Below are 16,268 nucleotides of genomic sequence, written 5' to 3'. Positions count from 1 at the left end.
GCGGCGGGAGTCCAGGTCGACATCCGTCATCCTGCCGCCCGGGTACGCCCTCGGGGGCCGAAACCGCCCATCCGGTCCTCTTCGCGGCGGCGCGGGGCATCGGCAGCGGGGCCGGGATACGGAAAAACCCGTCGGCGGGGCCGACGGGCGGGAGTGGAAGACTGGGCTCCCCCGTTTGGACTCGAACCAAAAACCTGCCGGTTAACAGCCGGCTGCTCTGCCAATTGAGCTACGGGGGACTGCTTCGCCGCGTCGTACCGGATCTCTCCGGCGCTCGGCGACGGCACAAGAGTACAGGACTTCGGGGGGGTTCGGTCCAGGGGGTTACCGCATTCGACCGCCGCGCCACCGCCCGAACGATCGACGCTCACAATGCGGACAATTCGTCATCCCGGCACAACCAGGTATGAGCGCGGAGCAGGATGGGTAGTTAGCTGTCGACCGAGAAAACTGTGGGGCGCGACGATGGTCGGTCCCGACCGGGCACCACCGGCGGGAGCGACGGGAGCGTCAGGTACGGAAGGAGCCGCCATGCGCGGAAAGATCATGTTTCTTGGCGGGCTGGCTGCGGGCTTCGTCCTGGGCGCCCGTGCCGGCCGGGAGAAGTACGAGGAGCTGGTCGTGCGGGGCCGCAAGGTGCTCGACCACCCGACCGTCCAGGAGGCGGCCGGGGTCGCACAGGCCCAGGCCACCCGCCTGTACAGCGAGGGCAAGGACAAGCTCGGCCAGTCCAGGCTCGGCGAGAAGCTGCACACCGGCAACGGCGGCAAGCCCGAGCTGACCCCGGCCGACGACGCCTTCGCCGGCACGCCGGCCACCGTCGGCGCCAAGTCGGGCGTCAGCCCGACCAGCTCGACCACCACCACCCCTAAGCCCAAGGCGCCGGGCACCGGCGCCAACGGCAGCACCCTCTGATCGTCCGTACGTCGTCGGGCCGGTCGCCACGTGGCGACCGGCCCGACGGGTGTCTCAGTCCTTGCCGCTGCTGAACGCCGCGTCGAACGCCGCCGTCGGGGCGTCGAACGCCAGCCGGCGGACGAACTCCAGCGCCTCCGGCGCACCGACGAGCCGGTCCATCCCGGCGTCCTCCCACTCCACCGAGATCGGCCCGGTGTACCCGATGGCGTTCAACGCCCGGAAGCAGTCCTCCCAGGGCACGTCACCGTGGCCGGTGGAGACGAAGTCCCAGCCGCGCCGCAGGTCGGCCCAGGGCAGGTGGGAGGCGAGCCGGCCGCGCCGACCGTCCCCGGTGCGCACCTTCGCGTCCTTGCAGTCGACGTGGTAGATCCGGTCGGCGAAGTCGAAGATGAAGTTCACCGGGTCCAGCTCCTGCCACACGAAGTGCGACGGGTCCCAGTTGAGCCCGAACGCGGGCCGGTGGTCGATCGCCTCCAGCGTCCGCTTGGTGGTGTAGTAGTCGTAGGCGATCTCGCTGGGGTGCACCTCGTGGGCGAACCGCACCCCCACCTCGTCGAAGACGTCGAGGATCGGGTTCCACCGGTCGGCGAAGTCCTGGTAGCCGCGCTCGATCATCGCCGGCGGGACCGGCGGGAACATCGCCAGCGTGTGCCAGATCGACGACCCGGTGAAGCCGACCACCGTGTCCACGCCGAGCTTCGCCGCCGCACGGGCGGTGTCCTTGATCTCCTCGGCGGCCCGCTGGCGTACCCCCTCGGGTTCGCCGTCGCCCCAGATCCGGGCGGGCAGGATGTCCTGGTGCCGCTCGTCGATCGGATGGTCGCAGACGGCCTGACCCACCAGGTGGTTGGAGATCGTGAAGACCTTCAGGTTGTGCTTGGCCAGCGTCTCCCGCTTGCGCTCGACGTACGAGTCGTCGGCGAGCGCCTTGTCGACCTCGAAGTGGTCGCCCCAGCAGGCGATCTCCAGCCCGTCGTAGCCCCATTCGGAGGCGAGTCGACAGACCTCGTCGAACGGCAGGTCGGCCCACTGGCCGGTGAAGAGCGTGATCGGTCGCGCCATCGTCTGTCTCCCCTGTTGTGGTGGGGATTCCTGAGCTGACCGGGGCGAGGGTGACCGGGCCGGGCCGGTACGTCGACGGCCGTGCCGGGTCACCGGTGGGTGCACACGCACCTGGGCCCAACGGGTTGCGCCTCCCGTCGGGTCACCGGCCACCCACGGGTCGCCGCCCACCACTCTAAGCCCACCCCACCCCCCACGAAACCCCTCTCCCCCACCCACCCGTGCGTCCCCGCCTCCTCCCGCCCGCCCACTCGCTCGCTCGCTCGCTCGCCCACGACGATCAAGAGGTTTGCGTCACGCGGGTGGCCCCGTCGTGACGCAAACCTCTTGATCACCGATGCTCAGCCCGGCCCACGGCCGGCGGGTGGCGGGCGGGGTGGGGTGGGGTGGGGTTACTGGGGGAGGGTCCACTTCTGGTTGGGGGCGGAGGAGCTGCACGTCCAGAGGAGGACCACGGTGTTGTCGGCCGAGTTGTTGCCGGAGACGTCCAGGCACTTGCCGGAGGCGGGGTTGCGCAGGGTGCCGTCGGACTGGGACGACCAGACCTGCGGGCTGCCACCGGTGCAGCTCCACAGCTGGATCTTCGTACCGTTGGCGGTGCCGCCACCGGAGACGTCCAGGCACTTGCCCAGCGCCTTGATCGGGCCGTTCGGGGTGACCGTCCAGGTCTGCCGGGCGCTGCCGTTGCAGGTGAAGATCTGGATCTGGGTGCCGTCGGCGGTGGCGCCGTTGCGCACGTCCAGGCACTTGCCGGCCAGACCCTTGATCGGGCCGGTGCCGTTGGTCGGCGTGGTGCCGCCCAGCTCCTTGATCCGGATGTTGCGGAACGAGGCGTCGTCACCGGTGCCGTGGTTCTGGATGCCGATGTGGCCGGCGAGCGAGCGGACCGGGTTGGTGTTGGTGAAGTCGTTGATCTTCGCCCCGTTGAGGAAGACCTGGAGCCGTTCCCCCTCGACCAGCAGCTCGTAGGTGTTCCACTCCCCCGGCGGGTTCAGCGCCGCGTCCCGGGCGGCCTGGTCGGCGGCCTGGAACGAGTAGATCGAGCCGGTGGTCCGGTCGGCGGTGTCGGTGGCGTCGATCTGCACCTCGTAGCCGTTGTCCATCGCCGAGTTCGGGTCGCTCGACGGCGGGAACCCGATCAGGACACCGGAGTTGTCGTCCCCGTCGACCTTCCAGTCCAGCTTGAGCGAGTAGTTGGTGAACTGCTTCGCGCTGTACCAGAGCATGCCCAGCCCGCCGACCGAGCTGAGGGTGGCGTTGGAGTTGGTGAAGCTGCCCGGCCCGGCCTGCGACCAGCCGTTGGTGGACCCGTTGTAGAGCGCGGTGTAGCCGGTCTCGGGCCGGCAGTCGGCCTTCGTCCGACCGGCCGCGTACCGGATGCCGCCGAGCAGGTGGGAGCGGAAGGCCGGCTCGGAGTACGCCGACTGGTTGTGGCCGCCGCCGGTGTAGAACGACCGGCCGCCGTTGTACGTCTTGCACCAGACGTGCGGGTGGTCGGCCCCCATCCCACCCCCCGAGTACGACGACTCGTCGAGGTTGGCCAGCACGTGCGCGGTGGAGCGGGCATTGGTGCGGTAGTTGTACCACTCGTCGGTGCGCTGCCAGGTCGGGCCGAGGTGGGCGGTGGCCGCGTGCGCGCGGTCCTCCACCCGTACGGTGGCCTGCTGGATGGCCGGGTGGGAGGCGAACCACGCCCCGACCAGGTTGCCGTAGAACGGCCAGTCGTACTCGGTGTCGGCGGCGGAGTGCACGCCGACGTACCCGCCGCCGGCGGCGATGTACGACTCGAAGGCGCTCTGCTGGCTGGCGTTGAGCACGTCACCTGTGGTGTTGAGGAAGATCACCGCCTCGAACCGGGCGAGGTTGGCGGTGGTGAACTGGCCGCCGTCCTCGGTGGCGGTGACGGTGAAGTTGTTCGCCGCCCCCAGGTCGCGGATGGCCTGGGTGCCGACCGCGATGGAGTCGTGCCGGAATCCGGCGGTCTTGGAGAAGACCAGCACGTCGTAGGCGGCGTCGGCGGCGGTCGCCGAGGTGGCCGGGGCGGTGCAGGCGAGGACGGCGAGGACGGCGGTGGCCGCGCCGAGGATCGGTCGGAGGAGTCTCATGTCGTGCTCCAGTACGCCGGGGGGCGCGGGACCGGACACCGCCGGTCCCGCGCCCGTCAGGTCAGGGCAGGGTCCACTTCTGGTTGGCGGCGCCGCTACAGGTCCACAGCAGGACCACGGTGCTGTCGGCCGAGCTGTTCCCGGAGACGTCCAGGCACTTGCCCGAGGCGGGGTTGCGCAGCGTCCCGTCGGTCTGCGCCGACCAGACCTGCGGGCTGCCGCCGGTGCAGCTCCACAGCTGGATCTTGGTGCCGTTGGCGGTGCCGCCGCCGTTGACGTCCAGGCACTTGCCCAGCGCCTTGATCGGGCCGTTCGGGGTGACCGTCCAGGTCTGCCCGGCCCCACCGTTGCAGGTGAGGATCTGCACCTGGGTGCCGTCGGCGGTGGCCGCGTTGCGCACGTCCAGGCACTTGCCGGCCAGGCCCTTGATCGGCCCGGTGCCGTTGGTCGGCGGTGGGGTGGTGCCGGTGTTCAGGGTGAACGCGTCCAGGTCGTAGAGCAGTCCGCTGCCACCGGCGAAGGTCAGGTAGAGCGTGGTGGTGCCGGTGGGCGCGCCGGACACCGTGCCGGTGACCGTGGTGAAGACGTCCCAGCCGCCGGTGACCGGCACGGTGGCCTGTCCGAGCACGGTGCCGGTGGGCGAGCCGGCGCGGATCTGGACGGTGCCGCCGGCACCGGCCGAGGAGACCCGGGCGGTGAACGAGGTGACGTTGCCGAGCTGGTACGGGGAGAACCCGATCCAGTCCCCGTTCTCGATGTTGCCGACGGTCTTGCCGCCCTCGGCGGGGGTCTTGTCGAAGGTGGCGATGCCGGACGAGGTCTTGAAGTGCTCGGCCTGCCGCCGCCGGGGCTGGAGGGTGTGCTGGGTGTGCGTGGTGAGCCCACCGGCGTCGGTGTACTCGGCGTCGAAGATGGCGAAGATGTTCGCCGCCTCGTCGTGCTCACCGTCGACCGGGATGGTGATCGTGCCGGAGCAGCCGTTGGCCGAGGTGATCTGGTGGCCGTGCTGGTCGTGGCCGAGCACGTAGGTCATCTTGACCTTGGTGCAGTCGATCGTGCCGTCCTCGGGGTCGGTGACGGTGATGCTGAACGGCACGGTGTCCCCGAAGGAGAACAGCGAGCCGTCGCCGGGGCTGTTGATGGTGACCGTCGGGACGGTGTTGCCGACGCTGACGGTCACGCTGCTGGTGCCGGTCGCCCCCTGCGGGTCCCGCACGGTGAGCGTCGCGGTGTACGCGCCGTTCGCGGTGTACGTCTTGCTGGGGTTGGCCGCGGTGGAGGTGGTGCCGTCGCCGAACGCCCACGAGTAGGTCAGCGTCCCGCCCTCGGGGTCGGTGGACCCGGCCGAGGAGAAGTTCACGGTCAACGGCGCGGGGCCTGAGGTGCGGTCGGCCGTCGCGCGGGCGATCGGCGCCCGGTTGCCGCCACCGACGTAGTCGAAGCGGTACAGGGCGGAGTTGGCGTCGCCGTTGTAGTAGCCGGTGCCGTAGTCGAGCAGGTAGTACGCCCCGTCGGGGCCGAACGCGGAGTCCATCACCTGCTTGCCCGTCCAGGGGAAGCTGTCGATGGTGCCGGGCGACCCGTCGCTGTTGAGGTGGATCGGCTTGACCCAGCCCCGGCCGAACTCGGTGGCGAAGAACTGCCCGTCGAAGGTCTGCGGGAACTTCGTCACCGAGGGGTTGTTCGGGTCGTACCGGTAGACCGGGCCGGCGGCCGGGGACTCGGAGCCGCCGCCGAACGCGGCGGGGCTGCCGGCGTCCCCGCCGTACCTGATCCAGGCGGGCTTGGCCGGCGGGAGGGTGCCCAGGCCGGTGTTGCGGAACGAGTTGTTGGTCGGCCCGCCGGTGCAGTTGAACTTGGGGCCGGTGGAGTTGCTGGCGAAGTTCCACTCGTTGTACGTCTCGGACGTGGTGTTGGTGCCGGTGCAGTACGGCCAGCCGTAGTTGCCGGGGCCGGTGACCCGGTTGAACTCGACCTGGCCGGAGGGGCCCCGGTTGGCGTTGGTGCTGCCGGCGTCCGGGCCGTAGTCGCCGACGTAGACGACGCCGGTGGCCTTGTCGACGCTGATCCGGAACGGGTTGCGGAAGCCCATCGCGTAGATCTCGGGGCGGGTCTTCGCGGTGCCCGGGGGGAACAGGTTCCCGCTCGGGATCGAGTACGTCCCGTCGGGGTTCATCTTGATCCGCAGGAGCTTGCCGCGCAGGTCGTTGGTGTTGCCGGCGCTGCGCTGGGCGTCGTAGGCGGGGTTGCGGTTGGTGCGCTCGTCCAGCGGCGAGTAGCCGGCGGAGTCGAACGGGTTGGAGTCGTCGCCGGTGGACAGGTAGAGGTTCCCGGCGGCGTCGAAGTCGATGTCGCTGCCGACGTGGCAGCAGATGCCCCGGTCGGTCCCGACGTCGAGCACGTCGACCTTGCTGGCCTGGTTGAGGGTGAAGTCGCTGTTCAGGGTGAACCGGGACAACCGGTTGACGCCCTGCCAGGCCGACCAGTTGCTGCCGGTGGCGGGCGCGTCGCCGCCGGGGGTGGACAGCGGCGGCGCGTAGTAGAGGTAGATGAACCGGTTGCTGGCGAAGTCCGGGTCGACCCCGAGGCTCTGCAACCCCTCCTCGTCGTGGGTGTAGACGGGGATCGTGCCGACCACCCGGGTCACGCCGGCGGAGTCGGTGCGCCGCACCGTGCCGTTGCGGGCGGTGTGCAGCACGGACCGGTCCGGCAGCACGGCGAGCGACATGGGCTCGCCCATCTCGTTGACGCCACGGGCCAGCTCGACCTGCTGGAAGTCGCTGGCGTTGATGGTGTGCGCGGCGGCCGGCGCGGTCGGGCCGGTGGTGGCGGCGACCGTGCCGGCGGTGACGGCCAGCAGCATTGCGGTCGCGGAGGGTAGCCACCGTCGGGAACGGTGACCGGTGGGGTCCTTTGTGGACATTGGAGGGCTGTCCCTTCCTGACGGATCACGGCCAGGGCGGGACGCGTGCCGCCGCGCCGGATGCCGGGTGGTGGGGTGGAGTGGTGGGGTGTGGCAGGGCAGGCCGGGCGGCCGGGGGTGCCCCGGTCGGCCGGTCCGAACCCTCGGCCGGGGCGCGAACCGCCCAGCGGAAGGTCGCTCGCCGAGGGGTTACCGCGCCGCCGGTTCACCTTGACGAAACATGCCCGTGATGCCACAAACATTAATGGTGACCTATATCAATGTCCATACCCTCTGCCCACCGTTGTGGGTTTTCATCAGATGAAGCCCGCGCCCCGGCCGCCCTCCCCGGCACCGCGCCCGACGACAGCGGGCCGGTCGGCCCGGGTGACGACCTGCGGGTCACCGGACAGTGACAAGAAGTGCCACCCCCCGGGTGGCCACCACCTGCCCCGGCCCGGTGTCGCCGGCTGGCGACACCGGGCCGACCCACCCGCACGGGAATCCACATTCATCTGATGAAAGACCGGCCGCCGCGCCGGACTCCTGCCGGTCCCACCGCGCCGGGGTGCACCCTCCGGACCACCGCAGGGGCCGGGGCGGGACGGCTCAGTGCTGCCGGTGCACGGCCTGATCGGCCAGGGCGGCCAGCGCGGCACGGGCCGGCTCCGCCAACGGCACCTGGGCGAGCGCGACCCGGGCGGCGTCGGCCCGGACCCGGATCAACCGCTCGATCTTCTCCCGCGCCCCGGTCGCCTCGATGATCGTCCGCAGTTCGGCGGCGCCCGCCGCGTCCAGCTCGGGATTGCCGAACAGGTCCCGCAGCCGGGCGGCCTGGGCCCGGTCGGCGGCGTCGCGGGCCATCGCCATCATCACCGTCGGCTTGCCCTCCCGCAGGTCGTCCAGGATCGACTTGCCGGTCACCGCCGGATCACCGAAGACACCCAGCACGTCGTCGCGGAGCTGGAACGCGTCACCCAACGGATCGCCGAAGTCGACAAGCGCGGCGATCAGCTCCGCCGGGCCCCCGGCCAGCGCCGCGCCGATCTGCAACGGCCGGGTCACCGTGTACCGGGCCGCCTTCATCCGGATCACGGTGAGCGCGCTGGCCACCGAGCCGTCCCCGACCCCGGAGACCAGGTCCAGGTACTCCCCCGCGATCACCTCGGTGCGCATCCGGGCGAAGACCCGGTACCCCTGCCAGATCTGCGCGGAGGTCATCCCGCACTCGTGGAACATCTGGTCCGACCAGGCCGCGCAGAGATCCCCGCAGAGCAGCGCGGTGTTGCGGCCGTACGTCTCCGGGTCGCCGCGCCACGCCGAGCGGGTGTGCAGCTCGGCGAAGACCCGGTGCACCGACGGCGCGCCCCGGCGGTGGTCGCTGCCGTCCAGGATGTCGTCGTGGATCAGCGCGAACGCGTGGAACAGCTCCAACGCCGCCGCAGCCACCACGATCGGGCGGTCGTCCACGCCCCCGGCCCCACGCCAACCCCAGTAGCAGAACAGCGGACGCAACCGCTTCCCGCCGGCCAGCACGAACCGGTGCAGGGCGGAGAAGATGCCGCGCGGGGCACCGTCCGGCCAGTCCGGGCCCTGCCGGTCGAGGAACGCCACCAGCTCGGCGTCGAAGCGGGTGCGCAGCTCACTGGCGTCGGTCGGGGCGGCGGTGAGCGTCACCGCCGCTCCCCCGCGCCCGGCGGGCCGGTCGGGGCCGTGGACGCCCCGTCGGCACCCGCCCCCAGCCCGGCCAGGTCCAGCAGCAACGCCTTGACCTCGGTCGCGGCGAAGGTGTCCCGGGCGAGCGACGGGTCGGAGCAGAGCAGCACCGGGCCGTCCGCCGGATCGGCCGGCAACCGGCCGTGCGAACCGCGCACCGCCCGCGCCCCCGCGTCCAGACCCACCACGCTCATCAGGTAGCGCATGCCGAGCTTCTTGCGGGCCAGCGCCACCCCCGCCCGCCGCCTCGCCGCACCCGGCGCGGCCGGGTCGAAGAACAGCTCCGCCGGGTCGTACCCGGGCTTGCGGTGGATCTCCACGTTCCGGGCGAAGTCCGGGGCGCGGTCGTCGTCGAGCCAGTAGTAGTAGGTGAACCAGGAGTCCGGCTCGGCCACCAGCACCAGTTCACCGGCCCGCTCGTGGTCCAGCCCCGCCGCCGCCTTGCCCTCGGCGTCCAGCACCTCGGCCACCCCGGGCAGCCCGGCGCAGAGCTTCGCCACCGCGGCCACGTCCGCCGGGTCCTTCACGTAGACGTGGGCGACCTGGTGGTCGGCCACGGCGAACGCCCGCGACGTCCACGGGTCCAGGTACTCCATGCCGTCCTGGGTGTAGACCCGCAACAGCCCCTCGGCACGCAGCAGCCGGTTGACGTCCACCGGGCGGGAGACGTCGGTGATGCCGTACTCGGAGAGCGCCACCACCGTCGCGTCGGCGGCCCGCGCGGCGTCCAGCAGCGGGGCGAGCACCGCGTCCAGCTCCGCCGCCGCGGCGGCGGCCCGGGGCGAGGACGGGCCGAAGCGTTGCAGGTCGTAGTCCAGGTGCGGGACGTAGACCAGGGTCAGGTCGGGGGCGTGGTCGGCGAGGATGCGCTCGGCCGCCCGGCAGATCCACCGGGACGACGGCAGCCCCGCGCCCGGCCCCCAGTAGGTGAACAGCGGGAAGGTGCCCAGCGCGTCGGTGAGCGTGTCGCGCAGCTCCGGCGGGTCGGTCCAGCAGTCCGGTTCCTTGCGCCCGTCGGCGTAGTAGATCGGGCGGGGCGTGACCGTCCAGTCGACGTCCGCGCCCATCGCGTACCACCAGCAGACGTTGGCCACCGTGTAGCCGGGCTCGACCCGGCGGGCCGCCTGCCACACCTTCTCCCCGCCGACCAGCGCGTGGTGCTGCCGCCACAGCAGCACCTCGCCGAGGTCGCGGAAGTACCAGCCGTTGCCGACGATGCCGTGCCCGGACGGCTGCTCACCGGTCAGCAGGGTGGCCTGCGCCGAGCAGGTCACCGCCGGCAGCACGGTGCCCAGTCCGGCGGAGAACCCCTGCTCGGCGACGGCACGCAGCCGGGGCATGTGGGCCAGCAGCCGGGGGGTCAGGCCGACCACGTCCAGCACCACCAGCCGGCGGCTCATGCCGACACCTCGCTGCGCCCGGCGCGGCGGTGGCACCTCGTCGTGCCGGGTCGGTGGCGCTCGCTCATCGTCGTACTCCCAGGGTCGTCGGGACGGCTCGCCCGGCCGGGGTGAGGCCGAGGGTGACCAGTTCGTCGCGGGCGAAGGCCAGTTCGGCGGCGATGCCCACGGCCAGCTCCGCGTCGGTGCGCGGACGCCGCGCCGCCGGCAGCACCCCCCACGTGTACGTCTCGACGTCCAGGTGGTCACAGCCGGCCGTCGGGCCGGCGAGCAGCGCGGCCAACGCGGCGCGCAGCACCGGCAGGGTGGAGGTCAGCGGCGGCTCGGGCGGGGCGTGCAGCGGCACGTGGTAGTGCACCCGCCACGCCCCGGGCAGCCGCGCGGCCAGCGCCGCGTCCAGGTCGTCGGCCGCGTACGCCGGGTCGGCCGGGTCGGCGGCGTGGGCGCAGCCGGCGGTACGGGTCTGGTGCAGGAACCTCGGTTCCACCCAGCGGCCCAGCGCCTCGGCGTCGGCGACCGGGTCGGCCGACTCCAGCGCGGCGGAGACCTGCACCTTGACCACCGGCAGGCCGGCGGCGTCCAGCCGGGCCAGCGCCTCGACCGGCTCCTCCCAGGCGCAGGCGAGGTGGGCCAGGTCGAGACAGATCCCGAGCCGCTCCGGGTCCAGGCCGCCCAGCAGCGCGGCGGCCTGCCCGCTGCTCTCCACCACGCAGCCCGGTTCCGGCTCGAAGGCCACCCGCACCGGGCGGCCGGTGTCCCGTTCCACCTCGGCCAGCCCGGCGGTGAGCGCGGCGAGCCGGCGACGGGCGGTGTCGGCGCGGGCCGCGTCCCAGGGCTCCCGCCAGGCCAGCGGCAGGGTGGAGATGGAGCCCCGGGCCGCGTCGTCGGGGAGCAGGTCGGCCAGCACCCGGGCCAGGTCGAGGGTGTAGCGCAGCCGCTGCCCGGTGGTCCAGTCCGGGTGGTACACCGCGCCCTTGACCACCGGGGCCTGGAAGGCCGCGTACGGGAAGCCGTTGAGGGTGACCACCTCCAGCCCCCGGTGGGTCAGCTCGGCGCGCAGCCGGCGCCGGGCGGCCGGGTCGGCGGCCAGCTCGGCGGCGACCGGGGCGGCCAGCCACAGCCCCAGGCCGAGCAGGTCCGTGCCGAGCGCCTCCCGCACCGGCACCGCGTACGTGTCGAGTTGGGCGAGGATGCCGGCGGTGTCCTCGGCCGGGTGCACGTTGGTGCAGTAGCCGAGGTGGACGGTGCTGCCGTCGGCGTGCCGCAGCCGCATCAGTCGCCGCCGCGCAGGATGGAGTTGCCCTCGAAGGTGCCGCTGGTCGGGGTGTCCAGGTCGGTCAGGTCGAGCCGGCCGGACTGCCCGTAGAACTCCACCGGGTTGCGCCAGAGCACCCGGTCGACGTCGTCGTCGGTGAACCCGGCGGCCAGCATCGCCTCGCCGGTGGCCCGGGTCAGCAGCGGGTCGGAGCGGCCCCAGTCGGCGGCCGAGTTGACCAGCATCCGCTCGGTGCCGTACGTGCGCAGCAGCTCCACCATCCGCGGCGGCGACATCTTGGTGTCGGGGTAGATGGAGAAACCCAGCCAGCAGCCGCTGTCCCGGGCCAGCTTCACGGTCACCTCGTTGAGGTGGTCCAGCGCCACCCGGCCCGGCGCGATGCCGCTCTCGGCGACCACCGCCAGGCTGCGTTCGACGCCGCGCGCCTTGTCCCGGTGCGGGGTGTGCACCAGGGCCGGCAGATCGTGGTCGACGGCCAGGGCGAGCTGGGTGGCGAACGCCTCGTCCTCGGCCGGGGTCATGTCGTCGTAGCCGATCTCGCCGACCGCGACCACGGCGTCCTTCTCCAGGTAGCGGGGCAGCAGGTCGAGCACGGGCCGGCAGCGGGGGTCGTTGGCCTCCTTCGGGTTCAGCGCCACGGTGGCGTGGTGCCGGACGCCGAACTGGCCGGCCCGGAACGGCTCCCAGCCGATCAGCGAGTCGAAGTAGTCGGCGAACGAGGCGGCGCTGGTGCGCGGCTGCCCCAGCCAGAAGGCCGGCTCGACCACGGCGCGGACCCCGGCGGCGGCCATCCGCTCGTAGTCGTCGGTGGTCCGCGACGTCATGTGGATGTGGGGGTCGAAGATGCGCATGTCACGCCTCTCTGATGGTGAGCCGGTCGAGCAGTGCGGTGGCGTCGGCGGGGAGCTGCCGACCGGCGGCGTGCCGTTCCGCGGCGAGCGCGGCGAGCATGGTGGCCAGTTCCCCGTCGGCACGGTCGTCCAGGTCGGCGACGACGGCCAGCGGCACCCCGATGAAGACGCACTTGAGCACCGCCTGCCGCCAGGCGTCCGCGGCCAGGTGCCGGGCGTACGGCCCGAGCGCGGCGGCGACCAGCCGGGTGTCGTTGGTGCGGATCGCGTCGTGCAGCAGCGGCACCCCGGCGTCACCGATCGGCAGCAGCGGCAGGGCCTTGAGCACGGCCCGCTTCTCGGCGGCGTCGCCGTACCGGTAGACCTCCTCGGCCTGCGCGGCGGCCTGGTCGGCGGGGAGCGCGGCCAGCAGCAGCGCCCGCGCCGCCTCGTCGGCGGTCCAGCCGGGGGCACCGGGCAGGTCGTGCCGGCCGCACCGCCGGGCGGCGGCGGGAAAGTACCGTCCGACCGCGCCGGGCTCGGCCGCGACGCGGCGCAGTGCGGTCTCCAGCCAGTCGGGATCGGGTGCGCCCTCGAGCGCGGCCCGCAGTCGATCCGGTGTCATCCGTCTTCCCTCCCCAGGTGCGTACGGTCGGCGGTGGTCAGTCCGCCCCGGTGGTGCCGGCGGGCACGGGTGGCGCGCCCGCCGCGAGACCGGCCTGCCGGGCGGCGGTGCGTAGGAAGTCCAGCGACCGGGCGGCCACGGTGGGCGCGGCGTGCGAGTGCCGGGGCAGCTCCACGGCGACGAGTCCCCGGTAGCCGCCGTCGGCCAGGGCCCGCAGCACCGGCGGGAAGTCGATCTCGCCGGTGCCGAACTCCAGGTGTTCGTGCACGCCCCGGCGCATGTCGTCGATCTGCACGTTGACCAGGTGGTCGGCCACCTGGCGGACACAGTCCGGCACGGTCGCCGACTCCAGGCAGCGGCAGTGTCCGATGTCGAGGGTGATGCCGAAGCGGGCCGGCCCGCCGAGGGCCCGGTGCAGCCACCGCCAGCCGGCGATGTCCTCGACCAGCATTCCCGGTTCCGGTTCGAAGCCCAGGGTCACCCCGGCCCGGTCGGCGGCGGCCACCACCGTGGCGCAGCCGGCGACCAGCCGGTCCCGGGCCACCTCCACCGGGACGTGGCCGGGCCGGACCCCGGCCCAGAACGAGACCGCCTCCGCGCCGAGGTCGGCGCCGACCCGCACCGCCCGTTCCAGGAAGTCGATCCGGCCGGCCGGCTCGTCGTGCAGCAGCGTCGGGGCGTGCTTGCGCCACGGGTCGAGCAGGTAGCGGGCACCGGTCTCGACCACCACGCCGAGGCCGAGCGCGGCCAGCCGGTGCGCCACCGCGTCGACCCGACGGGCCAGCCCCGGCGCGTACGGGTCGAGGTGGTCGTGGTCGAGGGTCAGCGCGACCCCCTCGTAGCCGAGGTCGGCCAGCACCGTCAGGGCGTCGTCGAGCCGGTGGTTGGCGAAGCCGTTGGTGCCGTAGCCGAACCGCAGCCGCTCCGGGGCCGGCGAATCGGCGGGGGTGGTGGTGGGCGGTGGGGTGGTCATGTCGGGGAGAGCTTCCGGGCCAGCCGGCCGCCCAGCGGCGCGGCGAGCGCGACCAGCGCGCCGACCAGCCCGGCGCCGGCCCGGGCGGTGAGCGCGCCCTGCAACGAGGGCAGCCCGGTGATGCCGGCCCCGACGGCGGCCCGGACCCGGCCGGCGGTGGGCTCGGCGGCGACCCGGGCCTGCGCGCCGCCGTACCGGGCGACGTACCAGCCGGCCAGGCCGACCGGCAGCGCGGCGGCGACCATGGCGGCCAGGGGACGCGGGGACGACTCGGCGGCCAGGGGACGCGGGGACGGTGTGGCGGCCCCGGGGCGCGGGGACGGCGGCGGGGTGGCGCGGCGGGGCAGGGTGGTGGCGGCCAGCGCGACCAGGGCGGTGCCGGCGAGGGTACGCCGGGGCAGCGCCGCGTCGGCGCCGGTGACCTCACGTCGGGACAGGGCGGTGACCGTCCAGGTGTGCGCGGCGACGGTGAGCGCCGCCGGCAGCGCCCGCACCGGCCGGCCGGGTGACGCGCCGAGCAGCACGTCCAGCCCCCGGCAGGCGGCCATCACGGCGGGACCGGCGGCGGTGTTCTTCGCCGCGAGGTCGTACCCCCAGATGGTGGCGGCGAGCGGGAGCGCGACGGCGGCGGCGCGGCGACCGCCCACGGCGGCGGCCAGGCCCAGGCCGGCGGCGGTGAGCCCGGCGGCGACCCCGACGGCGGCGGCCGGGGTGATCCGGCCGCTCGGGATGGGCCGTTCCGGGCGTTCCTCGGCGTCCAGCCCCCGGTCGGCCCAGTCGTTGGCGGCCATCCCGGCCCAGTAGAGCAGCACCGACGCACCGGCCAGCCCGGCGGTACGCGGGCCGAGCACCCCGGCCGCCGCCGCCCCGGCCACCAGGTCCCCCGGTACGGACAGCGCGGCCGGTGCCCGGACCAGCTCGGCCAGGTCGGCCAGGCTGGTCACCCGGCACCGCCGGCGTGCAGCTCCCGGGCGAAGTCGACGAGCCGCTGCCACTGGGTGCTCAGCGAGTGGGTGGGCGAGTCGATCGGGTCCTTGAAGAAGAAGGCCAGCTCGGGCAGGGGGCCGACCCGGCCGGCGGCGTGCGCGGCGGCGGTGAGCCGGGCCAGGTCGAGCACCAGCGGGGCGGCCAGCGCGGAGTCGCAGCCGTGCCAGGTGAACTCCATCCGCATCCCGGTGCCGAGGAAGCCGGCGAAGGTGATCAGATCCCAGGCGGTCTTGAAGTCGCCGAGGTCCTCGACGTAGTCGATCCGGGTGCCGCCCTGCGGCACGTAGCCGAGCGTCTCGCCGAGGACCCGCTGCTTGCTGTCCACCTTGGCGGCGTTGGCGCCCGGCTCGGCCAGGGTCGCCCCGTCGCCGCCGCCGAGCAGGTTGACCCCGGACCAGGAGCGGACCGCGAGGTTCCGCATCGCGAACATCGGGGCGAGCACCGACTTGACCAGGGTCTCCCCGGTCTTGCCGTCGTGCCCGGCGTACGGCAGGCCGCGCTGGGCGGCCAGCGCCGCGAGCGCCGGTAGGCGCAGCCCGGTGGACGGGGTGAAGTCGACGTACGGGCAGCCCGCCTCGACGGCCGCGTAGGCGTAGAGCGAGCTGGGCGGGAGCACCTCGTCGGTGCCGGCGAGGGCGGCCCGCAGGGCGTCCGGGTCGGCGTGGCCGGGGTGCGTGGCGGGGGCGGGTTCGGTGGCGGAGACGTTGACCACCACGACCCGGTCCAGCCGGTGCCGGTCGCGGAACGCGGTCAGCTCGGCGGTGATGGTGGCCGCCCGGTCGGCCTGGCTGCCGCCGGTGGGCGCGGGCCGCAGGTCGTCCTCGACGGCGGTCAGGTCGGCGGTGAGCGCGGTGGCCAGCCGGCCGGGCAGCACGCCGGCGGCGGCGAGCGCCTCGGCCCGCTTGGTCAGCGGGGTGGTGGCCACGTCGTGACCGCCGAAGACCAGGTCGGCGAAGGTGGGCAGGGCGGGCCCACGCAGGTCGGGAAGTTCGGTGACGCAGCCGGTGGGGCCGGTGAGACCGGCCCGCAGGGCGAGGCCCCCGACGATGGCGGTGGTCGCGACGGAACCGCGCGCTCCCACCAGCCAGACACCCGTTCTCATGGTGCTCCTTCCGTCGGGTGGAAACGTCCTGTCGGTCGAGTCGTACGGTGGGGCGCGGGGTGGCCCCGCCCGCCCGGTCGTACGGGATGGCACCGGGCACGGCGACGACGTCGGCGGCATCGTCACCGCACCCGGTTCCCGTACGGCGTGCGGACGGGGCTGGCAGGCAGGGCCGGTTCGGCGTCTCGGCCCTGCCTCCCCGCATCCGGCCGACGGCGGCGGCGCGCCTCCGGCCGGACGACTGTGGTGGTGATCCGGTTTGTCGAATCACGTTCATCTATGTTCTAACAGGCGGCCCTCCGGTGCGACCGGGGAATCCCGGTCCGGCCGCACCGGACGGCCGACGTGCGCGTGCCCCGGGCCGACGGCCCG

General features: G+C 73.5%; 12 protein-coding genes and 1 tRNA gene. 1 reads left to right on the top strand and 12 read right to left on the bottom strand.

Features of this window, described 5'->3' with window-relative positions; all coding sequences use genetic code 11:
• Window positions 1-166 precede the first annotated feature (166 nt).
• Window positions 167-239 (bottom strand) — tRNA-Asn (locus H1A17_RS04100).
• A gap of 292 nt (window positions 240-531) precedes the next feature.
• Between H1A17_RS04100 and H1A17_RS04095 the strand changes: the two genes are divergently transcribed.
• Complete coding sequence (locus H1A17_RS04095) at window positions 532-915, top strand: hypothetical protein (RefSeq protein WP_145921226.1); 384 nt, start codon at window positions 532-534, stop codon at window positions 913-915.
• 54 nt (window positions 916-969) lie between these two features.
• On the opposite strand, the gene H1A17_RS04090 is transcribed toward H1A17_RS04095, so the two are convergent.
• The 11 genes from H1A17_RS04090 to H1A17_RS04040 form a co-directional block, all read right to left on the bottom strand.
• Window positions 970-1,980, bottom strand: a complete 1,011-nt coding sequence (locus tag H1A17_RS04090) for a sugar phosphate isomerase/epimerase (RefSeq protein ID WP_145921227.1) — start codon at window positions 1,978-1,980, stop codon at window positions 970-972.
• 392 nt (window positions 1,981-2,372) lie between these two features.
• Window positions 2,373-4,085, bottom strand: coding sequence for a ThuA domain-containing protein (locus H1A17_RS04085; protein WP_194821100.1), 1,713 nt, complete (start codon window positions 4,083-4,085; stop codon window positions 2,373-2,375).
• 61 nt (window positions 4,086-4,146) lie between these two features.
• Entirely contained in the window at window positions 4,147-6,948 is a 2,802-nt protein-coding gene (locus H1A17_RS04080; protein WP_228542902.1) for a carbohydrate-binding protein, read from the bottom strand.
• A 648-nt stretch (window positions 6,949-7,596) separates the two neighbouring features.
• Entirely contained in the window at window positions 7,597-8,664 is a 1,068-nt protein-coding gene (locus H1A17_RS04075; protein ID WP_145921230.1) for a polyprenyl synthetase family protein, read from the bottom strand.
• Window positions 8,661-10,103, bottom strand: a complete 1,443-nt coding sequence (locus H1A17_RS04070) for an alkaline phosphatase family protein (protein ID WP_194821099.1) — start codon at window positions 10,101-10,103, stop codon at window positions 8,661-8,663. Before H1A17_RS04070 ends, H1A17_RS04075 begins: the two co-directional genes overlap by 4 nt.
• A 64-nt stretch (window positions 10,104-10,167) precedes the next feature.
• On the bottom strand, window positions 10,168-11,376 hold the full coding sequence (gene eboE / locus H1A17_RS04065) for a metabolite traffic protein EboE (protein WP_194821098.1): 1,209 nt from the start codon (window positions 11,374-11,376) through the stop codon (window positions 10,168-10,170).
• Window positions 11,376-12,230, bottom strand: coding sequence for a TatD family hydrolase (locus H1A17_RS04060; RefSeq protein ID WP_145921233.1), 855 nt, complete (start codon window positions 12,228-12,230; stop codon window positions 11,376-11,378). Before H1A17_RS04060 ends, eboE begins: the two co-directional genes overlap by 1 nt.
• A gap of 1 nt (window position 12,231) precedes the next feature.
• Window positions 12,232-12,834, bottom strand: a complete 603-nt coding sequence (locus H1A17_RS04055) for an EboA domain-containing protein (protein WP_194821097.1) — start codon at window positions 12,832-12,834, stop codon at window positions 12,232-12,234.
• A 37-nt stretch (window positions 12,835-12,871) separates the two neighbouring features.
• Entirely contained in the window at window positions 12,872-13,807 is a 936-nt protein-coding gene (locus H1A17_RS04050; protein WP_145921235.1) for a sugar phosphate isomerase/epimerase, read from the bottom strand.
• Window positions 13,804-14,751 carry an SCO3242 family prenyltransferase gene (locus tag H1A17_RS04045; protein WP_145921236.1) on the bottom strand — a complete coding sequence of 316 codons (948 nt, stop codon included), beginning with the start codon at window positions 14,749-14,751 and terminating at the stop codon, window positions 13,804-13,806. The genes H1A17_RS04050 and H1A17_RS04045 overlap by 4 nt, the downstream gene beginning before the upstream one ends.
• Window positions 14,748-15,896 (bottom strand): inositol-3-phosphate synthase, encoded by a 1,149-nt coding sequence (locus H1A17_RS04040; protein WP_145921237.1) that lies wholly within the window; start codon window positions 15,894-15,896, stop codon window positions 14,748-14,750. Before H1A17_RS04040 ends, H1A17_RS04045 begins: the two co-directional genes overlap by 4 nt.
• Between the last annotated feature and the right edge of the window lie 372 nt (window positions 15,897-16,268).

It is taken from the genome of Micromonospora sp. S-DT3-3-22, from assembly GCF_015354745.1.
Taxonomy (GTDB): domain Bacteria; phylum Actinomycetota; class Actinomycetes; order Mycobacteriales; family Micromonosporaceae; genus Micromonospora; species Micromonospora wenchangensis.
The sequence above is the reverse complement of the archived record's forward strand: the minus strand, read 5'-3'. Positions and strand labels throughout refer to the sequence as shown.